Here is a 25431-nt window from a genome sequence, read left to right as displayed (position 1 = left end):
CTTTTATTATTACTCTCCAAATCTTTTCGCATTTATTTTGTAATTATTTTTCTGCCAAAACCATTGTAATATAATGTACGAGCGTAATAGATACAACTCAGGAAATGATCTTTCTACTTCCTTTCTACGCTAAAAAAAATGAAAACGGTTAACTTCATAAGTCACTTTTTAGGGTATATATTTAAGTTATAATGGATTACACTGAAGTTCCACTTTGAATACCTGAAATGATAGACCTGTAATGGCACTAATACCTTTCTTTTTATTATTAGCATCTAATAACCTCTACTCCGTCTAAAGCAAATCCTGATCTTATTTTCTATCAGTTACGTCACATATGTGATGTAGCTTAATCATATATAGTGAGTTAGTTATTTTACAATATGTAACGAAACTAAATCACTATATATGAAACACAAAAGAGTCGATATAAGATGTGTTAGTTATTTATTATCTGATATTTAAAGTACAAAGAGATAGTTGTTAGTAACAATACTTGCAAGCAGATAAAACAATAGTTTGAGAAAGCTTATCTTATTAAAGAATGAAGATGAACAAAGGATATAAAAGCCGGATCTTCAGCGTATCTGATTGATTATTAAGCAAATGTCAGTAAACAGTGACTTATGAATGAAATAGCAAAAAGTTTTTTATCTTTGTCACCAGTATCAATTTAAACTTAATCTAAAATGGAATCAGTAATGAAAAGAGTAACAGCCACAAGCTTGTTAGCCTCTTGTGCAGTATCATTGGCATTGTTTACTTCGTGTGCGGGTGCAGAGCAAAACACACTTACTCCCGAAGAGGTAGCCGATGGATGGCAACTCCTTTTCGACGGAAAAACACTCAACGGTTGGAAAGATTACAATGGGACAACCCTCACTCAGCCTTGGCATGTTGTTGACGGATGTATCCAGGCAAAAGGTGACGGCAGTGATGCCAGCGGTTATATTGTAACAGACAAACAGTATGAAAACTTCGAATTATCATGGGATTGGAAACTATCTAAAGGAGGAAACAGCGGTATGCTTTACCATGTTGTTGAACGTCCCCAGTTTGCAGTACCTTATGTAACAGGCCCGGAATATCAGTTGATTGATGAACCGAACTTCCCGGAACCACTGGAAGAATGGCAGAAATTAGGAGTTGACTACGCTATGCATTTACCAGACAAGTCCAAAATGAAAGTCAATCCGCAAGGAGAATGGAATAACTCTAAAATAGTATTCGATAACGGTCATGTAGAACACTGGTTAAACGGAGAAAAAATTTTGGAATTTGAAGCTTGGACAGATGACTGGTATGAAAAGAAAAATAGCGGTAAATGGTCGAATGCCCCGGAATACGGCTTGGCTAAGAAAGGTGTCCTTTGTTTACAAGATCACGGTTATCCCGCATCATTCCGTAATTTAAAGATTAAAGAACTTCCCCGTAAAAGCAAAGAAGTTAACTTATTTAATGGTGTCGACCTGAAAGGTTGGGAAGCTTATGGAACTGAATTATGGTATGTGAAAGACGGCTTGCTGATTTGCGAAAGTGGTCCTGACAAGAAATATGGTTACCTGGCAACCCGCGATTATTACGATGATTTCGATTTGACTGTAGAGTTCAAACAGGAAGCAGACGGTAATTCAGGCGTATTTATCCGCTCTTTCATCGAAGAAGATGTTAAAGTAAACGGATGGCAGGTTGAAGTTGCCCCCAAAGGTCATGATACCGGAGGTATTTACGAATCATACGGACGCGGATGGTTGATCCAGATCCCGGACGAAAAAGAAACAATCCTAAAGGAAGGTGACTGGAATACCATGCGCATCAAAGTACAGGGTGACAATGTTCAGACCTGGTTGAATGGTGAAGAAATGGTTAATATCAATGACGAAAAAATCGGTGCCGGTCAAGGTCGTATTGCTTTACAGATCCATGATGGAGGTGGTATCAAAGTATTATGGCGCAACCTGAAACTGAAAACGTTATAATTCCTATCCCTTATAAACAAAAATCCCCGGCTGTTGATCTGAACTGCCGGGGATTTTTTATTTTTATCATCTACGTCCATGTCCCTTTTTACGAGGGCTATCCGCTTTTTTCTGTTTCTCCTGATACAACTTATACTGTTCATCAGTTAGAATACTTTTTATCTGAGCATCTTTTTCCGTACGCATCGCGGTCATCTTTTCACGCATCTTCTGGCGATCTTCTTTGACAGCTTCGCGCTCTTTCGTCATTTGATCTTTAAAATCAGCTTCAACCTTACGAAACTCTGCAGCTTGCTTATCATTGAGTTTTAACTCTTCGATCATTTTCTCACTACGTTTTGAAGGATCTCCCTTCTTCCCCTGACGATTGCCACTCTGAGCAAAAACGGTTGTCGAACTAATCAAGATAACCAAAAACAATCCTATTACCTTCTTCATAAACTATTACTTATTACTTACTTAATTAATATATCTTTGTTTGTGAAGCGCTTCGAAGTAATAGACACTGTTATTTGGAAATAGTTTAATCGTTCCGCTAAAAAAATTCTTTTTTTATTCGGTCGGCCCTATAACGATTCCCTCAGCGATCCACTTGCCAGTAAAATAATCAAGCGATCTCAGGAAACGAGTATAATCTTTTTTTTCTGAACCTGTCCACCCTGTTTCTGCATAAGCTGCAATACGCGGATAGACCAGTCGGTTCATACTCTCAACCGTAGGAATAAATTCACCCCACATCTGGCAACCCAGTCCCAACACTCTACTTTGTTCCTCGGGAGACAATCCTTCCGGAACCGGATCGAATGCGTAGGCTTTAGATAAAGGAATCGACTCATAATTATAATCTACATAAGTATATTCATGATAAGAATTTACCACATCATATCCCTTATCAATCGTCTTCTTGATAAGAGCCGGATCTCCTTTCCAGAAATGAACGATCGTACCTTTAGCCAACTGCTGTTCTACCTCTTTTGTATCTTCAGCAGACTGGTACTCATGTAGTTTATCACCCGTAATTTCGTTCCATCCCATCATTCGTTTTCCTTTCGAAGACAACATATTCGAGATCTCATTCGTAAAATAGACCTGAAGTTCAGCCGGTGTTTTCAACCCTTTCTTTGTCATATAGTTACGGATAGCCGGCGAAGCTTTCCATTGATCGTATTTAACTTCATCCCCTCCGATATGGAATACCGAACCTGGGAACAGGGCAATCACTTCATTCGTGACATCATCAAAGAACTGCATTACTTTCGGATCAGACACGTTAAAAACTTCATAATGCACACCGAATTTACCCGGAACTTTGATCTGCTTACCACTGGTTCCCAACCAGGGATAGGAAGCTATAGCAGCACTGGCATGTCCCGGCATACTTACTTCCGGCACAATTGTGATATGACGTTTAGAGGCATAATCTACAATTTCTTTGATTTCCGCCTGGGTATAAAATCCTCCGTGCCGTTTGCCGTCATACACATCACTATTAAAATGATTGATCTCTGATGAGTCACGGAAAGCACCAATCTCCGTTAGCTTCGGATATTTCTTTATCTCAATTCTCCACCCCTGGTCATTTGTAAGGTGCCAATGAAAAACATTCATTTTCAATCCTGCCATTTCATCCAACAATTTCAGCACCACATCCTTTCCTTTAAAATAACGTCCTTCATCCAACATAAAGGCACGCCAGGAAAAAGCCGGATAATCGGAAACAGCCGCTCTTTGTACGACATATTTCCCATCTTTTTCCTTTATAATCTGACGCAGGGTTTGTACTCCGTTCAAAACGCCGGCTGGAGTACTGGACTTTATTGCGATCTTACCAGAAGCCACTTCAAGTTGATAACCTTCCGGTTTATCCGCCAATACAGCCGGGTCGAGCACAAGGTTTATATCTCCCTTGCCTTCCTTAAGGGTTGCATTTACTGAAAAATCAGCAGCAAGGACATTCTGTAAATACTGAGCTTCATTAACAAGATTCCCGGAGTAAGATATTACCGGCTGATTACTCATCTTAAAGAATCCCGGGGTATAACTGATCTCCTGAGGTTGCGGGATGATCGTGTATTCTTCAACGGGAGGGGCCTGACAGGCACAAAGAAATAGGGAAGATAGAAAAATTAACATGCTTGTTTTCATGAACTTTCAATTTTATTAGATATTAAGATATTGTAAAATCACATACTACAAAGTAATATTATAAAAACAGAATATACAAACTTATATAATAAAAACCAGCCAAATACATTATGAAATATATTTGGCTGACAATATAATAACGACGTAATAAAGGTAATCAATTATTATCAATTAACGATGAGACATAATCCATTAAAGCATGCGTCCCCTTCCTATCACCAAGCATCTGAAAATCAGAATGAAACTCCCACCAAAACACTCCTTTGTAATTTTTACTAAAAATCCATTCCATTTTAGAGTACAAAGATTGTTGATTATCCATTGTTATAAATTCCTTTCTATCCGGAGAAAAGAAATAAGATACAAATTCAATCGGATTATATTCTTCCGTCCACCCCTGTCGCAACAAAGGTGGTAGTTCATTATAATCCATATATCTACCATAATTATTTAATGCTTTTTCGGTTTTCTCACCCGGAGATATGCCTTTATAGTAAAACCCATAACTAGCCAAACCTATACACAATTTCTGAGGATCAAAAACATCCCAACGTTTAGAAAAATCTTTCATCAATTGCAACGGTGTATTATAGGTGGCAACAGAGTCCCAAATACCTCCTCCCATATCATACATCATTACATTTAAGAAATCGACATATTTACTAACCGAATCGGCCTCTGCCTGTGTATATTTTTCTGCAAAATTCAAAGCCGATGTCAGATACAAGGGTTTTTGTAAATATTGTTCCTGCTTATCCAAAGCAAACCGTATATCTTTCATAAACTCATAATGCAGCTTTAAATCAACAGTTTTTTCCCAATCGAGTTCCACTCCATCATAATCATACTTCTTTACAAATTCTGCCATCATATTCGCGAACTTAATCCGCCGAGAATCATCTTCCGCAATCTTATCGAATATCGTTCCCGGAAATGATATTAGGATTCTACAACTGTCCGCATGTACTTTATTTATCAAATAAGGTACTAAAGCTATCTTTTCATTAACAGACACCTCATATTGATGATGTTTTACTAGTTTTTCTATTATTTCATCCTGAGATAAATCAAAATCAGCAATATTCCACTTAGGTCCCGCCATTAAATAAACAAACTGAAAGTTACTAAAATCAGACTTATCTATTTCTTCCTTCGACTCCAAACGGGAATCTACAGAATAAGTACCATGTACAAACTTAAAATTTTCTTTCTGTACTTTCTTCTGAAAAGAGCATGAAGTAAATAACAAAACAAATATTATGCATAGTTTTAAGCTTTCCATATCCTACTATAATTTAAAATTTATGTTCATTGTATTACGATCTCATCTATCAAAGTTAATGCCGGTGCACCAACATCCGGATGCCATACCGGACAATCCCCAATAGAAGTAACTTTTATTTTAACCCACCGGGCCTGTTGAGTCAGATCCGTTACTTTATAAAATACAGGAATAGGTTTTGTCCCACTCGCATACGATCCTGCCGGACCGTTGGTATTTATCGTAGCAGGACCTTTTTGTCCTCCAACTCTTCGATAGTTTACAGCATCTTTCGAGAGATAAAATTCAACCATCGAAGGAAGAAAGACCGAACTGCTGTTATTGTTCATAAAATGAGCTGCAATCCCGTTTACAGAAGTCAATGAGTCTAGGTCTACTACAATCTCATAGCTCTTTTCGTTTGTCCTTAGCCACATTGACGAGTACTCATTTGTTCCATACATTCCATCTGTTAAAACATTAGGATCAGCGTTAGGATTTTTGACAAATATATCAGGAGTTATCACACATTTCTTACCTAGCGCCTTATTCCCGTTAAAATCCATGTCTGTATACGATTTGATTATTTCCAGATATTCATCCGGAGTCGTATGCCATTCAGATAGACGCGTAATGCCCTGACGTTTACAATTCGCAATAAAATCATTAATCTTATTGATAAAAGGATCATTTAAAACATAAATACCATTTTCCTCTATAAACAAACTACCTTCTCCGAAAGGATTTACTCTCGCCTGTTCTATTTCCACATACGTAATAGGCAAACGAGCTGTTTTTATGCGTTGTAAAACATCGGGATGATCTTGTTCCGCCTTCTCAGCCTTGTCAAAAAGTTCTCCATATACCTGAAGACATTCGGGAGAAAGATAGCTTTTTTTAGGATCCAATGTATTACCGAATATAGATAAGCGATCGCCCGATTTCTCAAGATTGTCATGAAGCAGGTCTATATATTCTTTAATATAAATTCCTCCTTTACCATAATAACCATTTGTAAAATCTGTAATTATGGAATCAGCATTTAGAGAAGGATTCCACATTAATTTAGCCAGAAGATAAGAACGAAGTTCGCTAAGCTCACCCCCCACCTCACGATTACCTTGTTCAAAAATCCCCGTTACGTTATGTTTTACAAAATAATCGAGATTTGGTTGTAATGTCCTGAGATTAGGGAAAGGGCTTACCAGATTTTTAAACTGAATGACATAATCCCATACAAAAATATTCTTCGCTATTTTAGACCAATCTGTCATATCTTTTCTGAATGAAGCAGAAATAGAGTCACTTTCCAGTGGACAGCTCCGGTTACATTCAATATTGCAAAACATAATATTAACATTATCTGCCGGTTTGGTTTTAACTGGTGCCCCTCTCGAATAAGTATATGCTAATGTCGAAATCATTTTGTCCGGAAATTGTCCGGCTATCTGGTTTACAAAACGAATAATAGATCCGGACGGATTCCCTTCCTCTTTATCGATCGCTGCACATACATCACAATGACAGTACCCCACATTATCATTCTGACTGACCGACCAATAAATAGCATCCGGCTTATTCTTCATTTCTTCTTTCAAATTGGCAACTACCAATTTCAATACTTCCGGATTGGAAAGACACAATTGCGAAGGCACTCTTTTTCCGTTATATAAAGAATAATACTCCGGATGTTTTTTATAATACTTATCGGCAGGCAACAAAAGGCCGAGACTTTCGGCAAATAATCCCCAACGGGACTCGGGAGCACCTATTGGCGGACTCAGTTTATTCCACAAAGCATATTCCCCAACCCCAGAACCTCTGTATCCCAAATGCCGGTGTTTCAGCATCGGTACCTGCCGGTTATCAATCTGAGGAGGTATTGACAGTACTTTTTTTTCCGGTATAATCTGCACATCCGCCGTATACATACGGCAATTCAGATATTCTTCCAGAAAAGTATATACAGCATACACTACTCCTTTACCGGTTCCCCCGACAATATAGAGATTCCCTTTATTCGTATATATATGAAATCCATCTTCTCCCAAATCAACGTTTTCCGGACCTGCTAACAGATCCCGACCTTCACTGCAAATTACTATATTATTTTTACTATCAATCCGATCAGCAGTCGATAGTTCCAACTGTTGTCCGGTAATTCTTTTCAGATAGTCTTGCAAAACAGTTGCCGACGCTTTCTCCTCCGAAGTGGCATCTTTCGGTAAAACTATCCGAAAAGACTGCGAAGGAGACACGATTGTCAAATCTGATTTTGTGCAGGCAAGCAAGACAAAAATAAAAAACAGATATTTCAAATATCTCATGGTATCACAATTTAAAACTAATAATTTATATCAGGAATATAGTCTGCTCTGAATGACTGGAACATTGTACTTAAAGTTCGTAAAACCTTGCCATCCCTTGTTGTAAAGACAATACATTTGCTGAAAGTTCCACCAAAAAGCAGCAAGTTATCGTTTATAAAACGAACACTACTCATATAAGGAGATGTATAGGCTACATCCAACGGCACATTCAAATCAATAGTTACATTTCTCGAAGTCTCATCAATATTATACAACAAAGCTCTGGATATATGATTCATCAATCCATTATCATATACCAATACTTTATCAGGAGAAACAGGCAGCACACTATGCATACCGGAAGCAATACCCTCGGATGGCAAATTCACATTCCCATCTTTTCCGACTCTGTAAGAAACCTTTCCTGTTTCTGCATTTATTTTCCACAACTCACTCCGCCAATTAAATGACATATAAAAATTCCCATCAGAATCAAAGTTTATAGAATTTGCATGAAGCCAGTCTTCTCTGTATTTAATCGGATTGTCCAACACCTCGGTAGCGGCTACAATCTTCATAATATTCGGATCATCCTGAGGATTTAATTCATTAAAACAATCCCACTGTTTTAATACGTTTCCCTGCATATCCAAAATAGAATATCCATCTCCCCAAACCATCTCCTCAGTGTTTCCTCCATACTGTGATAAATCAAAAGCTCTGGGCAGATAATGTATTACAACTAAGTTGCCATCTGGAAGACGACGGACATCGTGATGAACATACATATCTTCTGCATTTTTCTTCAACAACCGATTACCATAGATATCCATCACCACCAGATTTTTACCGGTATACGCCTTGCCCGGATGGTTTCCTGTGATACAAGAAAACGTATTTGTATTAGAATCGAAGGTAGCAACGATCACATTCTCATGCATTTTCTCGTACCAAACAACTGTACCTTTAGTATCTATAACTTCTACATATCCGGGATTCTCGGGTTGCATCAACAAAATATAACCCGCCACATCTTCTTTCAAATCATCCGAAATAACAGAACAAACCGGAACTTCAACAGGCAAATTTTCTGTTGTAAACTTATATTCATCAGAAACCACCGATTCAGAACCGGATGTAACCTCAACCTGAAAATGATAAGTTGTTTTCGGTTCCAGGAAAACCAGCGTCATAACAATGGACGAAGCCTCTTCTGAAACCGATGTTTGTTTCTTTGATGATTCATCTCCCTCTTTCCAATAATGTATCCGGCAAGATGATTCTTTTTTTAGCGAGAGTGTGATATCAACGCGCAAAGCATTATTCGGCTGGACAGCAGCCTGAATTGATTTTATTAAATCAACAGCAGACGTATCATCATCTTTCGTACAAGAAATGAAGAAAATCGACAGACATAAGAATAATAGGAATCTCCGTGTTTTCATTTATTTAAGGTGTTATTTAAACAATGTTTTATTTACAATCAACAGACTAGACAATATTTCGAGCTATCCGAAAAATCTCAGATAGCCCGAAAAAGATTTTATTTCGCGAAACTACGACAATCAGCCAAAGCCGGATTCAAATCCAACTCGCGTTTAGGAGCAGGGAAATAACGTCTGATATCGTTTTCCGTCAAGTCTTGCGGATATACTTTCCAGTCGGAAGAGAAATCGACAGCACCCGGGTCTTTCGCATTTTTCTCTTTCCATTCTGACATCAGTTTAATACCGGCAATATACTTATCCAGCCGATCTTTCCAAAGTCCCATTCGGATAAGATCCGGACGGCGTACTCCTTCATTGTTCAGTTCCAGCAGACGTTCATCACAAATCGCATTACGCAAAGCATCCTTATTTGAATAATCCGACAATTTCAGATTATGACTGTCATTCTGAAAAGCACGTGCTCTGATTTCATTTACCAAATCAACCGCTTCCTGTGTCGGACCATTCAGTTCATTCAGAATTTCAGCCTTACAAAGAATGATATCAGCCAAACGAATAAGAGGCATATTATTTTCCGTACTATAATTATATGTCCCGGTATGCAGATATTTATACTTCTTTGTATATGAGGCACCCAGTTCATTCATAATCATTGTAGGAGTTTCCTCATAAACGGCTCCGGCTTCTTCTACACTTTCAGGGATTCTGTAATAACGATGCTGAGCAGTAGCTTCCGTATCGTATACATCTACAAAATTTGTCACTAACAGTTCCGAATAACGTTCATCGTCTACCTCATATTCCCAGGTAAGCTGTAAAGGAACACTAAACAGATTCCAGCCCATATCATATTCCCAAGGTGTAAAATTCATACCAATATCCGACGATCCGGAAGAAATATCATGACTGGAATGAACAGTAAAAATCAGTTCATTATTATACAAACCTTTATCCGTTTCCGCGTCAAAAACATCAGCTATGTGAGGCTGCAATTCATAAACACTACCCTTAAGAGACAAAATTGCATTCGCATAATCCAATGCTGTTTTCCAGTCGGCTGTAGCATCACCACCTTCCAGACGCTTACGCCCAGCCATTCTCATATGCAAACGACATAGCATACCTGCTGCTGCACCGAAAGTAGGACGTCCGGCATCGAGAGTAGAAGCAAACGTTTGGGGCAGTCCCCCTTTTGCTTCCGACAAATCCTTTTCAATCTGCGTTTCCAACTCCTCCAATGTAGCAGGAGGTAAAGCTGCATCTACCGGAGTTTCGGTATCTATGATAAGAGGCACTGTATAAAATAAATCAGTCAACTGGTAATAAGCAAAACCTCTCATAAAATGAGCTTCTGCCAGTAATCTGCTTTTTAAGGCTTTGCCTGCCTCCAGATTATCGTCAAACAAAGCATCATCCATCTGAGCGACCTTATCCAAAACAACATTTGCACGACTTATCATTTTATAATAAGCGTCCCACGACTGCCCTACATGCTGATAACTGCTCATCTTCAATTCATTAAGAATTTCACACTCCATCGCTTCCCGATAACAGGCATCGGTAGTCATATCATTCAGATAAAAAATAGAACGCGCCGAAACCGAATGCAAAGGCCCATACATTGAATTTGTAGCAGCAAGAGCATCATCTTTTGTTTTAAAGGCATTATCATTCGTCAGTTCCGAATAGATAACTTCATCCAGAGTGTCGTTGCAGGAAACCATACATCCCACAGACAAAGACACCATAACACATATAAGTCCTTCTTTAACTATCTTTTTCATAATATCTTACGATTAAAAGGTTATTTTTGCTCCAAAATTAAACATCCTGTAAGAGGGATATGAACTAAAGTCCAATCCCTGAGCTACAGCACTTCCTCCATTGACACTTACTTCCGGATCAAAACCACTATACTTTGTTATTGTAAATAAGTTCTGAGCCCCCACAAACAGACGTAAGTTTTTTACATACCGATAGGCAGCATTCCATTTCTTCATCGGTAACGAATATCCTAGTTCCACATTCTGTAATCTTAAATAACTTGCGTCTTCTACAAATCTTGAATTTATATAAGAGCCGTATTTTATACCGGAATTCTTTTTCCAGCTACCACGGGGAATAGTATTGGATGGATTTGATTGCGTCCATCTGTCTGCCGATTCAATCAACCGACCGCTGTCTTCCAGAACAACACGTGAAAGATTCAACAGATCATTACCGATCGATGCATCGAAGAAGAATGAGAAATCAAAATTCTTATAATAGAAATTATTCCCCAAACCTAAAATAACATCCGGGTTACCATCACCTATTACTTTTCTGTCTTTCTCAGTTATTATACCATCATTATCCAAATCCTTAAATTTCGGATCACCCGGCACAGAAGTAGGCTGTGGAGCATAAGTTTCACCTTTTTGAATAATACCATCAAATACATAACCATACAAAGAACTCATTGCGTAACCTTCTTTCAGAATGGTATATTCTTCCCAGTTGTACCAACCTTGAGGTGATACTGTTTCATAACGCGCTTCACCCTTATTCAATTCCAGTACTTTATTCCGGTTTCTTGAAACGTTTAAGGTAGTAGACCAGGAAAAATTCGGGTTAGTAATGTTATTACTTTTAATAAAGAGTTCAAAACCTTTATTTTCTATCTTCCCATTATTGCCCATCATTGTGCTGAAACCTCCGGTTGACGTTGATATGGATACCGGATTCAACAAATCCTTTGTTCTTTTTATATAATAATCGAAATTGAATTCAACCCGTTTATCCAATAAAGAGAAATCGATACCTAAGTCCAACTGTGATGTTGACTCCCATTTCAAGTCTTCATTTCCGGGATTAGAAGGATACATGCCCTTTACAATAGAACCTCCACCCAGATAAACATCTGTCATCGCATATTTTAGCTGAGATAAATAACTTCCGATTCCATCGTTACCGGTTACACCATAGCTAGCTCTTAACTTTATATCATAAAATAACGGCTTGGTAAATTCCATAAACGATTCATCTCCTAACTGCCATGCAACTGAGCCCGAAGGGAAATACCCCCATTTATTACCTTTTCCGAAATTCGAAGCTCCATCCGCACGGATAGAAGCATTAAGAATATATTTTCCATCCAACACATATTCCGCTCTACCGAAGAATGAAACAGTCGTGTTATCTTCCCGTTTAGAACTAATCCAGTCTATCGTACTGGCAGCTCCCATATTATTATAAGAAAATTCATCTGTAGAGAAGCCGCGCCCCTGCAAACCATCATTGATTTCTATTCTTTTCGTCCAGGTAGTACCTCCTAAGATTTTAACATCATGCTTTTTTGCAAAATTCTGATGCCATGTCAATAAAGCATCTAATTGCTGCTGATCAGTTTTCCAGTTCTGTATAGTAGCCAAGCCGCCATTTGCTTTTCCGACATTAGTCGTTTTAGGATAGTACTTCTGCGATTTACGATTGGTATTACTATATGTATACTGTACGCGGGCCGTCAACGATTTCAACAAATCAGCCTCACCATAAATCGTTGTATATACATTATTAGTGACATCATCAAAGTCAATATCATATAATTCATTCAGGATGCCTGGCTTTTTCCCTTTTACACCAAATACATCTTCACCGGAAGGTGTCGTAAGGGGCGACATCATAAATATATTGTAGATAACATTATCCGTCGTGCTGTTAGTTCCCATATTCAGATAATTCTTCTTTGATCTGGCCATATATAAATTAGAGCCGAAGCGAACCCGGTCAGTCAGTTTATACTCCAGATTTACGCGAGAGCTGAAACGGTTAAAATTCGTATTTACAAGTACTCCCAAATCATCCGTGTAGTTTCCGGAAATAGCCATAGAAAGTTTCTCTCCTCCGCCGGCCAGTGAGAATTGATGTGTCTGAGTCATTGCTGTTCGTGTCGTCTCATCGATCCAGTCCACTCCAGTTCCTTTATAGTTAAGCTGTTCGGCTGTATAAGGCGGATTTCCTGTACTGCCATTTTCCTCCCAGACTTTCATATTATTCTTTATAGTGGCCTGCGCATCCATTAAATCCCACGGATTACGCAATTTCTTTACTGAAGCATTATAAGAATAATTTACTTCGAAATGATTTTTCGATCCTTTCTTTGTTGTGATAATAACAACACCGTTCGCACCACGGGCACCATAAATAGCTGTTGCTGCCGCATCCTTCAGGATTTCAATGGAAGCAATATCTTCCGGATTAATCTGGTTACCGATCTCTGTCTGGAAACCGTCAATTACATACAAAGGTTCGTTATTGGAACTAATAGAAGACGCCCCTCTGATACGGATTGATATTCCGCCACCGGGTTCACTCGAGTCCTGCCGAACCTGCACGCCGGCTGCACGTCCTTTCAAGAACTGAGCCGTATTGGTTACCACACCTGCCTTGATATCTTCTGTTTTCAAAGAGGTAATTGCTCCGGCCAAATCTCTCTTCTTTGTAACACCATAACCAACAACAACTACTTCTTCCAAAAGCTCCTGGTCTTCTTTCAGTGTTATCGACAATGAGGTTTTACCCTTTACCTGCACTTCCATAGAAATATAGCCAATATAAGAGACTACCAAGGTAGCATTCGCTCCGATATTCAGAGTGAATTTTCCGGAAGCATCCGTTACCGTTCCATTCGTAGTCCCTTTTTCCACAACATTCGCCCCTATTACAGGATATCCACTCTGATCTACTACCGTACCTGTAACAACATCTGAAACTTTTGCCATTGCAACATCTGCAACTGTTAGTATAACATCTTTGTCTACTACTTTATAGCTAGTTTTCGAGTTCTTGAACAGCTGCTCCAGAACGGTAAAAACATTTTCATTCTTAACATCAATCGAGACTTTCCGGTTGGTGTTGACTAACTTACTGTTATAAAAAAACTTAAACTCCGTCTGATTTTCTATTGCCTCCAACACATCCGTTATTGACTTATCAGTAACTTTCATGGTCAGAGAGGCAGACTGAGCATAAGAGCCGGCTGCAAAAAGCATACTTACCGACATAAAAAAGAGTATACAGGTTAACTTCATAACTCTTATGATTTTCGATTTCTTTTCCATACTTTTGTTATGTGATTTATTATAAAAAAACTTTGTTTTCATACGGATTAATGCTGGTAACATTAATTCGTATGTTTTTTGTGATTATTGTCCAGACTTTCCCGTATTATACCATAGGCTCTCCTTTCTTGTTTTAATTAAACATTCTATTTCTTTCTCAAAATAACTTTATCACGTTTGATGCCATGACTATCATCATCGACAGCTCTAATTATATTATAACTTATGCTGGAGGAAATTTGCAGATAATCCAAAATCTGTGACAACTGCCTGTTTACAAAAGTTCCTGTAAAACAATAACTATTGATTACCCGGTCTTTTACATCAAATGACACATTATAAAAGTGGGATAAACGGCGCAGTACTTCAGGCAGAGGAGTTTCTTTAAACATCAGTACTCCATCCATCCAGGCTGTATCATACATAGTATTTACCTGCCGAATTGTCAATTGTTGTGATTGTTTCTCATAAACAGCCTTTTCCGAAGGTTTCAAAACCTGCTGTATTTCGCGCCCTGTGGAAAATTGTACGTAAAGCTTCACACTCCCATTCACCAAAGAGGTATGAATCACTTCATCCTTCTTATAAGACTCTACATTAAACTCCGTTCCCAATACTTCCAGCTTTACCTTATCTTCATTCATGCTAACGACAAAAGGACAATCCGGATTATGAGCCACCTGAAAATAAGCTTCCCCATCAAGAGTAACTTTTCTTATATCCACATCAAAATGAACCGGGTAAGATATTGTAGTTCCCGAATTCATAAAAACCGTCGAACCATCAGGCAAAGTCAATTTGGTTCGCATCCCAGCCGAAGAACACATCGTCACCATTTGAGGGACTTCCTTTTCCTGCTGCACATCATTATTATTACCTGCAAAATAAAGAGTAGTGACAGAAGTTGTAATCATTAAGAGGACGATCGCTACATATTTCATATACTGGTATAAAAACAATCGAGTCTTTTTCTTCCTTAGCCGAACCTGAAATTGTTCAAAAGCGGAGTAAGGATCTCGGGATTCTATTCGTTCTCTCGTCTGCTGAGAAAAAAAGATACGTGCGATTTGCATTAGAGTCTGCTCGTGTCCAATATCTTCCTGTATCCATTGTTCTATCCGTTCAGACACACTTTTCGAAGCCTCTCCTCGGATATACGAAAAAAGCTGGTCGGTTGACGGTTCATTATTATTTATGCTATTACAATCCACTACTTTATTCATTTAAAACACTTTACATTTATACTTTCTCTCCTGTCCGTATACTATTGTAAAAGACATATTCAGGGACATGGTATAAATATGACAATCCCATAGGAGTTCACCCTAAAAAAAATGTATATTTCTTGTAACTTTTCTCCCCAAATACATTTTTTCTATGATTTTCTAAAATTATAATTTACCTTTGCCTTAACACTAGGAGATTACAATTACTATATGAATGATATTTTGTTAATAGAAAAATTACGCAATGGAGAATCCGCAGCCTTCAAGGAAATATTCATCAAATATTATTCACCGTTATGTGAATATACCTCCCAATATGTTACAGATAACGATGCAGAAGAGCTAGTGCAGAACTTAATGCTTTTTATCTGGGAGAATCACCAAACAATCATCATTACCCATTCCTTAAAATCCTACCTGTTTATGTCGGCAAAGAACCGTTGCCTCAATGCGATCAAAAAGAACCAATACCATGAGAAAGTACATTCAAAAATATACGACAAGCTAAAAGACCAGTTTGAAGATCCCGACTACTACTTCATTAACGAACTGACAGAAAACATCGACAAAGCCATCAGCGAACTGCCCGACACTTATCGCGAAACCTTCACGTTGAGCCGCTTCGGAGAGCAAACCAACACACAAATAGCCGACAAACTCGGTGTCTCCGTCAAAACCGTCGAATACCGGATCAGCCAGGCCTTGAAAATCCTCCGGATTAAACTAAAAGACTATCTGCCACTACTCTCGTTTCTATCCCTATGAAACTCTTTGACAGACAAGAGGTAATCATATTTTCCTCCGCAACAAATCTATCGCCGACAGTGTCGGCAATATAAACGACAGTGTCGACAATATTATCGACAGCGTCGCCAAAGCTATCGACAGTGTCGGTAACAGATTACTCTGGGAACAAAATCAATTTATACAAGGTTATTTTTAAATAAATCCCAAGGAGTATACAGTTATTTCCTTTCGTTAATAAATCGAAATCATCACAGATATTATTAAACTTAATCCAATCGGGACAGTCTATCTTCCCATACCCGGCAACCAGTCTGGGAATACATTTGTTAGATACAGATAATACATTAGTTATGAAATTGGGAAGATACTTTTTTTGCTTATTTCTCATTCTCTTTTCGTTACCGGCATTTGCACAGCGGGGTGGAGTTGATGTCACAGGGACTGTGGTGGAAGAGGGGAACAACGAGCCTATCGAACAGGCTACAGTCCGCTTATTAAATGTAAAGGACAGTACGATGGTCGGAGGTGTGGCCAGTTCGCGCAATGGTAATTTCACGCTGAAAGGGATCAAGGCAGGCAGTTATCTGTTGCATGTTTCTTTTGTCGGATTCGATCCGTTATACCAACCTTTGCGGATCACAGGAAAAACCAACCCGGTGAATGTCGGTAAGCTCGCACTCAGCGACGGTTCCATTATGCTCGGAGAAGCGGTGGTAATCGGGAAAGCACCCGAAGTAGTTGTCCGCAACGACACGGTCGAATACAACGCCGACTCTTATAAAACAACAGAAGGAGCCGTTTTGGAAGACTTATTGAAGAAGATGCCCGGAGTGGAAGTCGACAGTGAAGGGAAAATCACTGTCAATGGAAAAGAGATCAAGAAAGTATTGATCGACGGAAAGGAATTCTTCTCCGACGACCCGAAGGTTGCGTCTAAAAACCTGCCGTCAAAAATGATCGAAAAAGTACAGGTGCTGGATCGTCTGAGCGATATGGCGCGGATGACCGGATTCGATGACGGGGATGAAGAGACCGTTATCAACCTGACTGTCAAGCCAGGGATGAAGCAAGGATGGTTCGGGAATGCTTTTGCCGGATATGGCAGCGACGACCGGTACGAAGGAAATTTCATGGTCAACCGATTCATCAACAACGACCAGATCACCATCATGGGGGGATTGAACAATACGAACAATATGGGATTCTCCGATATTGCCTCCAACATGTTTTCCGGCATGGGCGGACAACGCGGCGGACGCACGAGGGGAACCGGCAACGGTATCACCTCGTCCGGTAACGTGGGGCTGAACTTCAGTAAAGAGTTCAGCAAGAAACTGACGTTGGGCGGCAATGTGCGCTATTCGCATTCCGACAATGACGCGCAAAGTAAAACTAACAGAACGAACTTTCTACCGAAAGACAGTTCAACTATCTACAACGAATTGAATAATAACAATACGAAAAGCGATAATGTCGGAGTGGATCTGCGGATGGAGTGGAAGCCGGACTCAGCTACTCAAATCATTTTCCAGCCTAGTTTTACTTACAGCAACAGTCATAACCGGGAAGGCGGTTCGTTCAATACCCTGACCAACCGGGGCGACACGGTCAACATCGGAGAATCCAGCTACCTTTCCGACGGGGAAGGTTACAACCTGAACGCACGGTTGGAATTCAGCCGGAAGCTCAATGACGAAGGACGCGTATTCAGCGGCTCTTTATCCGGAGGTACGAATGACAGCTATAATAAAGGACTAAACTATTCCAATACCGAATATTTCCTGGGGAACGATCCGAACGAACTGATCGACCAACAGTTCAGATACGATAACAAAGGGTTCAACTATCGGGCCTATTTATCGTGGGTCGAACCGATCGGACACAACAATTTCATTCAGGCGACATATAGTTTCAGCCAGAATAAACAGGAGTCGCTGAAAAACTCGTATGTGAAAGAAGAAGGCAGCGACCAGTATAACCAACTCGACACAGCATACAGCAAAAGTTACCGCAACAACTTCATCAACCAGCAAGCCGGATTGGCATTCAAAGCGGTTCGTGAGAAATACGACTATACGGTCGGTATGAATATTTCTCCTTCACACAGTGTAAGCGAAAATTTTGTCGGCGACTCGACTCTGTCCCGGCTGACACGTAATGTGATCAATGTTTCGCCGATGATCCGGTTCAACTACCGGTTCGATAAACGGACGAACTTAAGGATCAACTACCGCGGACGCACCAGCCAACCCAGCATGACACAGTTACAGCCGGTTGCCGATATATCCGATCCGCTGAACACGATCACCGGTAATCCCGACCTGAAGCCGACTTATTCGAACAGCTTATTTGCCCGTTACCAGAAATTCATTCCGGAGAAACAGACGGCTTTCATGGTCATGTTGAACGCCAGTTATGTAGTAAATGATATCGTCACCAAATCTATTTATGTAGGTGAATCCGGAAGAAAGATGACAACCTACGATAATGTCAATGGTAATTATAACGGTAACCTTCGCGTATTATTCAATACCCCGCTGAAGAATAAAAAGTTCTCGGTCAATTCAATGACAATGGCTTCTTATGCAAACACCAACGGTTTTATCAACGAGGAGAAGAATACGAATAAGAATTATACCGCGATGGAACGGGCCGGCATCGATTTCCGGTCGGATTATATCGACCTGGGACTGAACGGTAATATCCGTTATACCGGAACGAAGAATTCCCTGCAGGGACAAAGCGATCAGAATACGTTCAACTATGGTGTCGGAGGAACAACGGCTCTTTACCTTCCGCTCGATTTCAAGATTGAAAGCGATATAACCTGGTCGGCCAACTCCGGTTATGCCGAAGGCTACAAGCAAAAAGAAGTTTTATGGAATGCTTCGGCCTCCAAATCGTTCCTGAAAGGGAACCAGGCGACTATACGTTTCAAGATATACGATATCCTACAGCAGCGCAGTAATATTTCGCAGACAATCAATACGAACTATACCCAGTATTCGGAATACAATACATTGAGCAGATATTTTATGGTTCACTTCATCTACCGGTTCAGTATCTTCAAAGGCGGTGCCAGTATGAACGATGTACGCGGACCGGGCGGCAGAGGTCACGGTGGCCCTCCACGTTTCTAATATTACCTCACTTTATCGACAGAGTTGTCGAGAGAGGTGCCGACACCGTTATCGACACCCACCTCGACAACTCTGTTGACATCCACCTCAACACCTCTGTCGACACTTATCCCAACAGGGCTGTTGACACGGACCTCGACACCGTTGTCGACATACTCCTTACAAAAAAATGTTAAACCGGCATTAACAGGATGACTTATACTTTCAGGCTATACGGTTCGCGTATCGGATTGCTGCGTCGTTTGTTCGCTTCATCATCAAAGAAGAATTCCTCTTTATCGGGATTCCATACCAGTTTACGGTCGAACTCATAACACAGATTCACGATGTGGCAAAGGGAAGCCGTGCGATGTCCGATCTCCACGGTACTCAACGGCTGCTTACGGGTTTTCATGGAGGTAAGGAAATCATTATAATGATCGTCACTCTTATATAATTTGATCTTATCCTCTCCTATCACTTCATCCTGCAATTTCGCCGGGATAGTATCCAGGAAGCTACGGCTGATATCGATTACTCCATCCGAACCGATAAAGCGGACGGCATTGCCATCGGCTTTCCGGAAAGGCTCATGTGTCATAACAGTGCCATTGGCATAACGCATGCTGAGAGGCCGCAATTCACCCTCTTCGGGAGGAGTAAATTCGATCGGGCCGGAATCATCCATGCCCAGGGCCCATTGGGCGATATCAAACATGTGAGCTCCCCAGTCGCAGATCATACCGCCACCGTACTCTTTATAGTTTCGCCAATTCGGGAACATATTCCGCTCCATAGGCGGTGCCAGTTCCTCATTATAAACATTCATTGGAGCCGGACCGATCCACATTTCCCAATCCAGCGTTTTAGGTACAGGTTGTGCAGGTAGATCGTATTTTACAGGAGGAGGCCCGATGGATACTTTTACTTCTTTGATCTCCCCGATATATCCGTTACGAACCAGTTCGCAGGCATGGCGGAAATTTCGCCATGAACGTTGCATATTACCAACCTGCAACACACGGTTGTATTTTTCCACCGCGTCGGCCATCGCCCTGCCTTCTTCAATACTATGCGACATGGGTTTTTCCACATATACATCTTTTCCGGCACGACAGGCTTCTATTGTTTGTACGGCATGCCAATGGTCGGGGGTTGCTATGATTACACCATCGATGTCACTCCGGTTCAGCAGTTCGTGATAGTCGGCATAAAGTTTAAATCCTTTATAGGCCTGCCCTTTTGCCTTTTCCGTTTCTTTTTCGACAATCTCCTGCATAGCTCTCAGCTGGCGGGATTCGCAGTCGGAGGCAGCTATCAGGTTAGCACGCCGGGCAAACTCAGGTGCCAGTGTCCACCGGCCTTGTGCCCCGCAACCGATAATTCCCAGGTTTATCTGATCGCTGGGAGCCACAAAATTGGTTCCTCCTAAAATGTGACGAGGTAAAATCGTGAAGCCGGCAATTGCCAGTGCTCCGCTTCGGATGAAGTTTCTTCTTTTCATTGTGTCTGTCTTATGGTATTACTTACAAATTGAGATATTTCCACAAATCTATAAATAATACCTTTAAAAACAAACACTTGAGCAGTTTAAACAGAGAAAATTTGCCGATTAAAAGTGAGAAAGAAAGGCTGTTATCAACGAAGGATTAAGTAAAGCCGGGTACAGAAAACCATAGACAGCACCGTAGAAATGGGCATTGTGATTGATATTGTCTCCCGCACGTTTAGCCATATATTGACAATAAGCCAGATAAAGCACACCGAAAATAATTCCCGGTATCGGAATAATGGCAAACAGCAATATCTTACTCCACGGATCGAAGAGGATAGACGAGAACAGGATTGCCGACACAGCACCCGACGCTCCGATGGAGACATAATACGGATCGTTATGATGCTTCAGCACATCATAGATAGAAGCAAAAACCATTCCTCCGAAATAAAGACCGAGATATCCCCAGGTTCCAAACCCCAGATATCCGAATATACTTTCTATATATGTCCCGAACGACCAAAAGGTGAACATATTCACCAGCAAGTGTGTCATATCGGCATGTACAAAACCATGTGTAACCAGACGATACCATTCGTTATTCTTCACTGTCCGGTAAGGGATCAGCGCCAGCTTGCGAAACAATTCCTGATTATTGAAACAGAAATACGAAACAACGACCGTTATACCGATTATTATATATGTAATCATCTTTTTCTATTTTATATTATCCGGCAAATGTAGCAAAGATTTGTTATTTCCGAATTACCTTATTACCTTTATCAACCTGTAACAAAATATAAAAAGGATGCTGGCAGCTATACACATACAATGGGTCGTAGGGGTAATATTCATTATATTATACTCCATCACGATCATGGGACTGGTGTTGGTTATCATCGCAGAAAACAGAAATCCGTTAAAAACCATTCCCTGGGTAATCGTATTGTTGCTGGCTCCCGGTGTCGGCTTGTTCTTTTACTTCTTCTTCGGACAGGACAACAGGAAACAACGTATTATCTCACGCAGAACCTACAAACGTATCATGAAACGGCCGCAGGAGGGCAAACTTCCCCAGGATGCCTGTACCGTCCCCGGCCCGTACCAACCGCTGGTCACTCTTTTGAATAACAACAACCAGTCTCCCTTGCTTTATGGAAGCGAGATAAAGATTTATACGAACGGGGCGGAGAAGTTTAACGACCTGCTCAAAGATATACAGGGGGCGAAGCAGCACATCCATTTTCAATACTATATCTTTTGTGACGACGAAGTCGGGATACGTTTCAAAGATACTCTGATAGCAAAGGCTAAGGAAGGCGTGAAAGTACGCGTTCTGTACGATGATGTGGGCTGTTGGAACGTGAAAGACAAATTCTTCAACGAAATGAAGGAAGCCGGAATAGAGGTTTACGCTTTCCTGAAAGTGGCATTTCCCGTTTTTACCAGTAAGGTGAACTATCGAAATCACCGGAAAATCGTCGTGATAGACGGGCAGATCGGCTACATGGGAGGTATGAACATCGCCGACCGGTATGAAAAAGGGACTGAATGGGGAACCTGGCGTGATACGCATTTCCGGATTATCGGCAAAGGAGTACACGGACTTCAGTCCGCGTTCCTGATCGACTGGTATGTTGTCAGCAAGAACCTGCTGAACGATAAGATATTTTATCCACCGGCAAAAATATATCACGACGACAATATCATGCAGATCGTTACAAGCGGTCCCGTCGGCCAATGGCGTACTTTATTACAGGCCTATATCTTTACGATAGCCAACGCCAAAAAGTATGTTTACATACAGACTCCTTATTTTTTGCCGACCGACGGGTTGAACCAGGCCTTACTGATCGCAGCGCTGGGAGGAGTCGACGTACGCCTAATGCTGCCCAAACGTTCGGATACCCGGACAGCCAATATGGCGACGCATTCCTTTATAGACGAGATGGTGAAAGCCGGTGTAAAAGTGTATTTCTATAAACCGGGATTCCTCCATTCCAAACTGATGATCACAGACGATGCGCTGGCCTGCATCGGCTCGGCCAATATGGACTTCCGAAGCTTCGAACATAATTTCGAGATAAACGCCTTCGTCTACCAACCCTCTTTTGCCTTACAGATGAAACGGGTATTTCAACACGACCTGCACAGTTGCGAACGGCTTGTTCCCTCGCGCTGGCTCAAACGACCTGTCAAACAACGCCTGGCAGAGTCTTTCATGCGGCTGTTCTCACCGCTCCTTTAAGCCTTTTCCTCTTTGATAAAGATACTGAAGTTAACAGAACCGTATACCCGGCGCTGATTAAAATAAGGAAGTTCCGAGAAATCGTTGTCTCTGGGATGCTCCATGACAAAGATACCTCCGTCACGCAACAAATCCTTTTCAAATACCAGTACCGGTACTTCCGGCAACTCTTTCAGAGCATAGGGAGGATCAGCAAAGATAAAGTCGAACCCCTGTTTCGGAGCCGAATGAAGATAACGGAATACATCGCCACGGATCAGGTGCAGCGAATCGGTTTTCAACTCCTTTGCGACCTTCGCTATAAATGAAGCGTGTGCATTATTCTTCTCCACAGCCGTCACGCTTTTACACTCCCGCGACAACAGTTCGAAAGAGATACTGCCCGTCCCGGCAAACAGATCGAGCGCATCGGCCCCTTCCAAGTCGGTCAGGTTGTTAATCACATTGAAAAGATTTTCTTTGGCAAAATCAGTTGTCGGCCGTGCACTGAAAGATGACGGTACATCGAAACGTCTGCGCCCATATATTCCGCTTATAATTCGCATACAGATAAAGCTATTAAATCCAACGGAGCCTGTACAACCTCGGCTCCCAATAAGTAAGCATCCGACGGTATTTCAGCCGGACTGATATATTGTATATAATTCCGCAATGTAGCAGTAATACTGTTACGAAGGGAAGCACCTCCATACATATGAAGCTGATCCTTCTCCTGGTCCATCCCCACCTGTTTCCATACATATAATATATAGTAGAGAATATCGTCCGGTTTATCATACTCGAACGAATTGGCAAAAAGCAACGACCCTCCGGCATAACAAACCACATCCATCATCCGGCGATGCAGAACAACATACAACTGCCGGGGGATCAACTGTCGGCTTTGCTGTTTCCATAAAACCAGCTGGGGCGTGATATGATGGATAAAAGCCGGATTGATCAGCGAACGCGAACAGAACTCATAGACTTCCTCATCGATCCCGAACACCACCTCCACAGATTCCCGTATCAAGGGATTATTCAGACACCTGCTTTCCGGAGCCAGAAATGTGAATGACAACAAATCATTCTTCTGCTTATCGGAAAACACCTCTTCCGGCACGATTGTGTATTGTGGCGTGACGCAAACCAGATTTGTCCGCTTATAGGAATAGGTAAGAAATTCGTGTTCAAAGAAAAACTCTTTCAATGAAGCGATATAAGGCTTCGTCCGGTCGAATTCCACGTTCCTGTAAAAGAAACTTTCATTCTCCGAAGGACTGTATCCTGAAAAAGAAAGTCCATCCGACCTAAGCCGGATGGACATTATATATTTTCCAGAATTATCAGCAGTCAACGTATCAGGAATACTGATAGTCATAAGCGATAAAATTATTCCCAGTTACCTGCGTTGTTATTAATTTCAGTCAGTGAACCTACGCGCAAGCCCGGATATTTGCTCAGCTTATCAGCTTTATCCTTCAGGTTTACAACCAACTGTTTGTCCAGGTCACCCAGGTAATCGTCATACTTAACGCCTGCTTCAAATACTTTAATAGTATAACCAGAGCCTGAAGTCAGAGTCGCAGTATCCATATCGAACTGGATGTTTGTACCCGGAACCATTTTCAGGTCGTCAACATTGTAGTTGGCACCGAACAAAGTATCCTTGGCAATTACCCAAACTGTATCACGTTTGATCAAGCCTTTCTTTACAGCTTCTTTCTCTGTCATACCTTTTTCCAGCTGCTCGTCAGTCAAAACACCTTCCTTGATCAGGAACGGAAGTTTGTCGTCCTTCAGGAACTTGATCAAATCGGCAAAACTACCTGCATGTGTTTTATACACATTCTTGTACTCGATCTGAGCTTTACGGATATCGATCAGACGAGCCTTGATAGCACTTTCGCGCAAATCTTTTTCAGCATTGAACTCGATCGGCGTCATAATGCTTCTATAGCACATGTAAACTAGCAGGAGAACTGCAGCGGCTACTAAAATCTTTAATGTAACTTTCATGGTTTGTATTGTTTTTTTTGAATTTATTTCGTTCGGCAAATTTAAAAAAGAATATTTAATACACTACCTTTATCACCAAAATTATTGCAATCAAAATGATAAATAGTTATTTAAGCCGCCAAATTACGCAAAATTTCCCATATAATCCTACTGAAGACCAGAATTCGGCATTAAAAAAACTGACCGAGTTCCTGCTTTCAGACGAAAACGACTCCATTTTATTGTTGAAAGGATATGCGGGAACAGGAAAGACGTCTTTGGTCGGTGCCCTTGTCAAAACGTTGACTGAACTAAAACAGAAAACGGTTTTGCTCGCCCCCACCGGAAGAGCGGCCAAGGTATTCTCTAATTACTCCG

At 40.9% G+C, this 25431-nt stretch carries 18 protein-coding genes; 5 read left to right on the top strand and 13 right to left on the bottom strand.

Annotated elements, in window-relative coordinates; all coding sequences use genetic code 11:
• Nucleotides 1-689: 689 nt before the first annotated feature.
• Complete coding sequence (locus tag QZ076_RS18125) at nt 690-1979, top strand: DUF1080 domain-containing protein (RefSeq protein WP_046150488.1); 1290 nt, start codon at nt 690-692, stop codon at nt 1977-1979.
• A gap of 66 nt (nt 1980-2045) precedes the next feature.
• Here QZ076_RS18125 and QZ076_RS18120 read toward each other — a convergent pair whose 3' ends face one another.
• The 8 genes from QZ076_RS18120 to QZ076_RS18085 all read right to left on the bottom strand — a co-directional run bounded on the left by QZ076_RS18120 (nt 2046) and on the right by QZ076_RS18085 (nt 15464).
• Nucleotides 2046-2417, bottom strand: a complete 372-nt coding sequence (locus tag QZ076_RS18120; protein ID WP_293715697.1) for a hypothetical protein — start codon at nt 2415-2417, stop codon at nt 2046-2048.
• Nucleotides 2418-2531: 114 nt separating this feature from the next.
• Nucleotides 2532-4124: a beta-N-acetylhexosaminidase gene (locus tag QZ076_RS18115; RefSeq protein WP_293715693.1), complete on the bottom strand. Its 1593-nt coding sequence runs from the start codon at nt 4122-4124 to the stop codon at nt 2532-2534.
• A 157-nt stretch (nt 4125-4281) separates the two neighbouring features.
• Nucleotides 4282-5406 (bottom strand): glycoside hydrolase family 18 protein, encoded by a 1125-nt coding sequence (locus QZ076_RS18110; protein ID WP_293715690.1) that lies wholly within the window; start codon nt 5404-5406, stop codon nt 4282-4284.
• 26 nt (nt 5407-5432) lie between these two features.
• On the bottom strand, nt 5433-7712 hold the full coding sequence (locus QZ076_RS18105) for a DUF4838 domain-containing protein (protein ID WP_293715687.1): 2280 nt from the start codon (nt 7710-7712) through the stop codon (nt 5433-5435).
• Nucleotides 7713-7729: 17 nt separating this feature from the next.
• Nucleotides 7730-9139 (bottom strand): aryl-sulfate sulfotransferase, encoded by a 1410-nt coding sequence (locus QZ076_RS18100; protein ID WP_293715685.1) that lies wholly within the window; start codon nt 9137-9139, stop codon nt 7730-7732.
• A 98-nt stretch (nt 9140-9237) separates the two neighbouring features.
• Nucleotides 9238-10926 (bottom strand): RagB/SusD family nutrient uptake outer membrane protein, encoded by a 1689-nt coding sequence (locus QZ076_RS18095; protein WP_293715683.1) that lies wholly within the window; start codon nt 10924-10926, stop codon nt 9238-9240.
• A gap of 12 nt (nt 10927-10938) precedes the next feature.
• Nucleotides 10939-14211: a TonB-dependent receptor gene (locus tag QZ076_RS18090; protein ID WP_293715681.1), complete on the bottom strand. Its 3273-nt coding sequence runs from the start codon at nt 14209-14211 to the stop codon at nt 10939-10941.
• A gap of 176 nt (nt 14212-14387) precedes the next feature.
• Entirely contained in the window at nt 14388-15464 is a 1077-nt protein-coding gene (locus QZ076_RS18085; RefSeq protein WP_293715679.1) for a FecR domain-containing protein, read from the bottom strand.
• Between the two features lie 213 nt (nt 15465-15677).
• Between QZ076_RS18085 and QZ076_RS18080 the strand changes: the two genes are divergently transcribed.
• Complete coding sequence (locus tag QZ076_RS18080) at nt 15678-16232, top strand: RNA polymerase sigma-70 factor (protein WP_293715677.1); 555 nt, start codon at nt 15678-15680, stop codon at nt 16230-16232.
• A gap of 332 nt (nt 16233-16564) precedes the next feature.
• Entirely contained in the window at nt 16565-19354 is a 2790-nt protein-coding gene (locus QZ076_RS18075; protein ID WP_293715675.1) for a TonB-dependent receptor, read from the top strand.
• Between the two features lie 196 nt (nt 19355-19550).
• Here the strand turns inward: QZ076_RS18075 and QZ076_RS18070 are convergent, their stop codons facing one another.
• Nucleotides 19551-20837 carry a Gfo/Idh/MocA family oxidoreductase gene (locus QZ076_RS18070; RefSeq protein ID WP_293715673.1) on the bottom strand — a complete coding sequence of 429 codons (1287 nt, stop codon included), beginning with the start codon at nt 20835-20837 and terminating at the stop codon, nt 19551-19553.
• 108 nt (nt 20838-20945) lie between these two features.
• Nucleotides 20946-21539: a rhomboid family intramembrane serine protease gene (locus QZ076_RS18065; protein WP_293715670.1), complete on the bottom strand. Its 594-nt coding sequence runs from the start codon at nt 21537-21539 to the stop codon at nt 20946-20948.
• Between the two features lie 97 nt (nt 21540-21636).
• On the opposite strand from QZ076_RS18065, the gene cls reads away from it, so the two are divergent.
• Complete coding sequence (gene cls / locus QZ076_RS18060; RefSeq protein WP_293715668.1) at nt 21637-23076, top strand: cardiolipin synthase; 1440 nt, start codon at nt 21637-21639, stop codon at nt 23074-23076.
• Here the strand turns inward: cls and rsmD are convergent.
• From rsmD to QZ076_RS18045, 3 genes are read right to left on the bottom strand one after another with little or no spacing between them, the layout of a single operon-like run.
• Nucleotides 23073-23621 carry a 16S rRNA (guanine(966)-N(2))-methyltransferase RsmD gene (gene rsmD / locus QZ076_RS18055; RefSeq protein ID WP_075558939.1) on the bottom strand — a complete coding sequence of 183 codons (549 nt, stop codon included), beginning with the start codon at nt 23619-23621 and terminating at the stop codon, nt 23073-23075. The two genes, cls and rsmD, sit on opposite strands and share 4 nt — an antisense overlap.
• Nucleotides 23609-24436, bottom strand: coding sequence for a DUF3822 family protein (locus tag QZ076_RS18050; RefSeq protein WP_293715666.1), 828 nt, complete (start codon nt 24434-24436; stop codon nt 23609-23611). Before QZ076_RS18050 ends, rsmD begins: the two co-directional genes overlap by 13 nt.
• 11 nt (nt 24437-24447) lie before the next feature.
• A complete protein-coding gene (locus tag QZ076_RS18045; protein WP_293715665.1) occupies nt 24448-25074 on the bottom strand; it encodes a hypothetical protein in 627 nt (208 codons plus the stop codon).
• 95 nt (nt 25075-25169) lie between these two features.
• On the opposite strand from QZ076_RS18045, the gene QZ076_RS18040 reads away from it, so the two are divergent.
• Nucleotides 25170-25431, top strand: a 262-nt coding sequence (locus QZ076_RS18040; protein WP_293715664.1) for an AAA family ATPase, incomplete at its 3' end; no start/stop codon positions are given.

It is taken from the genome of uncultured Parabacteroides sp. (genome assembly GCF_905196875.1).
Classification (GTDB): domain Bacteria; phylum Bacteroidota; class Bacteroidia; order Bacteroidales; family Tannerellaceae; genus Parabacteroides.
The sequence above is the reverse complement of the archived record's forward strand: the minus strand, read 5'-3'. Positions and strand labels throughout refer to the sequence as shown.

Excerpts from the sequence above, each read along its gene's own strand:
- QZ076_RS18125 (WP_046150488.1), top strand. The coding sequence starts at position 690 with ATGGAATCAGTAATGAAAAGAGTAACAGCCACAAGCTTGTTAGCCTCT.
- QZ076_RS18120 (WP_293715697.1), bottom strand. The coding sequence starts at position 2,417 with ATGAAGAAGGTAATAGGATTGTTTTTGGTTATCTTGATTAGTTCGACA.
- QZ076_RS18115 (WP_293715693.1), bottom strand. The coding sequence starts at position 4,124 with ATGAAAACAAGCATGTTAATTTTTCTATCTTCCCTATTTCTTTGTGCC.
- QZ076_RS18110 (WP_293715690.1), bottom strand. The coding sequence starts at position 5,406 with ATGGAAAGCTTAAAACTATGCATAATATTTGTTTTGTTATTTACTTCA.
- QZ076_RS18105 (WP_293715687.1), bottom strand. The coding sequence starts at position 7,712 with ATGAGATATTTGAAATATCTGTTTTTTATTTTTGTCTTGCTTGCCTGC.
- QZ076_RS18100 (WP_293715685.1), bottom strand. The coding sequence starts at position 9,139 with ATGAAAACACGGAGATTCCTATTATTCTTATGTCTGTCGATTTTCTTC.
- QZ076_RS18095 (WP_293715683.1), bottom strand. The coding sequence starts at position 10,926 with ATGAAAAAGATAGTTAAAGAAGGACTTATATGTGTTATGGTGTCTTTG.
- QZ076_RS18090 (WP_293715681.1), bottom strand. The coding sequence starts at position 14,211 with ATGAAGTTAACCTGTATACTCTTTTTTATGTCGGTAAGTATGCTTTTT.
- QZ076_RS18085 (WP_293715679.1), bottom strand. The coding sequence starts at position 15,464 with ATGAATAAAGTAGTGGATTGTAATAGCATAAATAATAATGAACCGTCA.
- QZ076_RS18080 (WP_293715677.1), top strand. The coding sequence starts at position 15,678 with ATGAATGATATTTTGTTAATAGAAAAATTACGCAATGGAGAATCCGCA.
- QZ076_RS18075 (WP_293715675.1), top strand. The coding sequence starts at position 16,565 with ATGAAATTGGGAAGATACTTTTTTTGCTTATTTCTCATTCTCTTTTCG.
- QZ076_RS18070 (WP_293715673.1), bottom strand. The coding sequence starts at position 20,837 with ATGAAAAGAAGAAACTTCATCCGAAGCGGAGCACTGGCAATTGCCGGC.
- QZ076_RS18065 (WP_293715670.1), bottom strand. The coding sequence starts at position 21,539 with ATGATTACATATATAATAATCGGTATAACGGTCGTTGTTTCGTATTTC.
- cls (WP_293715668.1), top strand. The coding sequence starts at position 21,637 with ATGCTGGCAGCTATACACATACAATGGGTCGTAGGGGTAATATTCATT.
- rsmD (WP_075558939.1), bottom strand. The coding sequence starts at position 23,621 with ATGCGAATTATAAGCGGAATATATGGGCGCAGACGTTTCGATGTACCG.
- QZ076_RS18050 (WP_293715666.1), bottom strand. The coding sequence starts at position 24,436 with ATGACTATCAGTATTCCTGATACGTTGACTGCTGATAATTCTGGAAAA.
- QZ076_RS18045 (WP_293715665.1), bottom strand. The coding sequence starts at position 25,074 with ATGAAAGTTACATTAAAGATTTTAGTAGCCGCTGCAGTTCTCCTGCTA.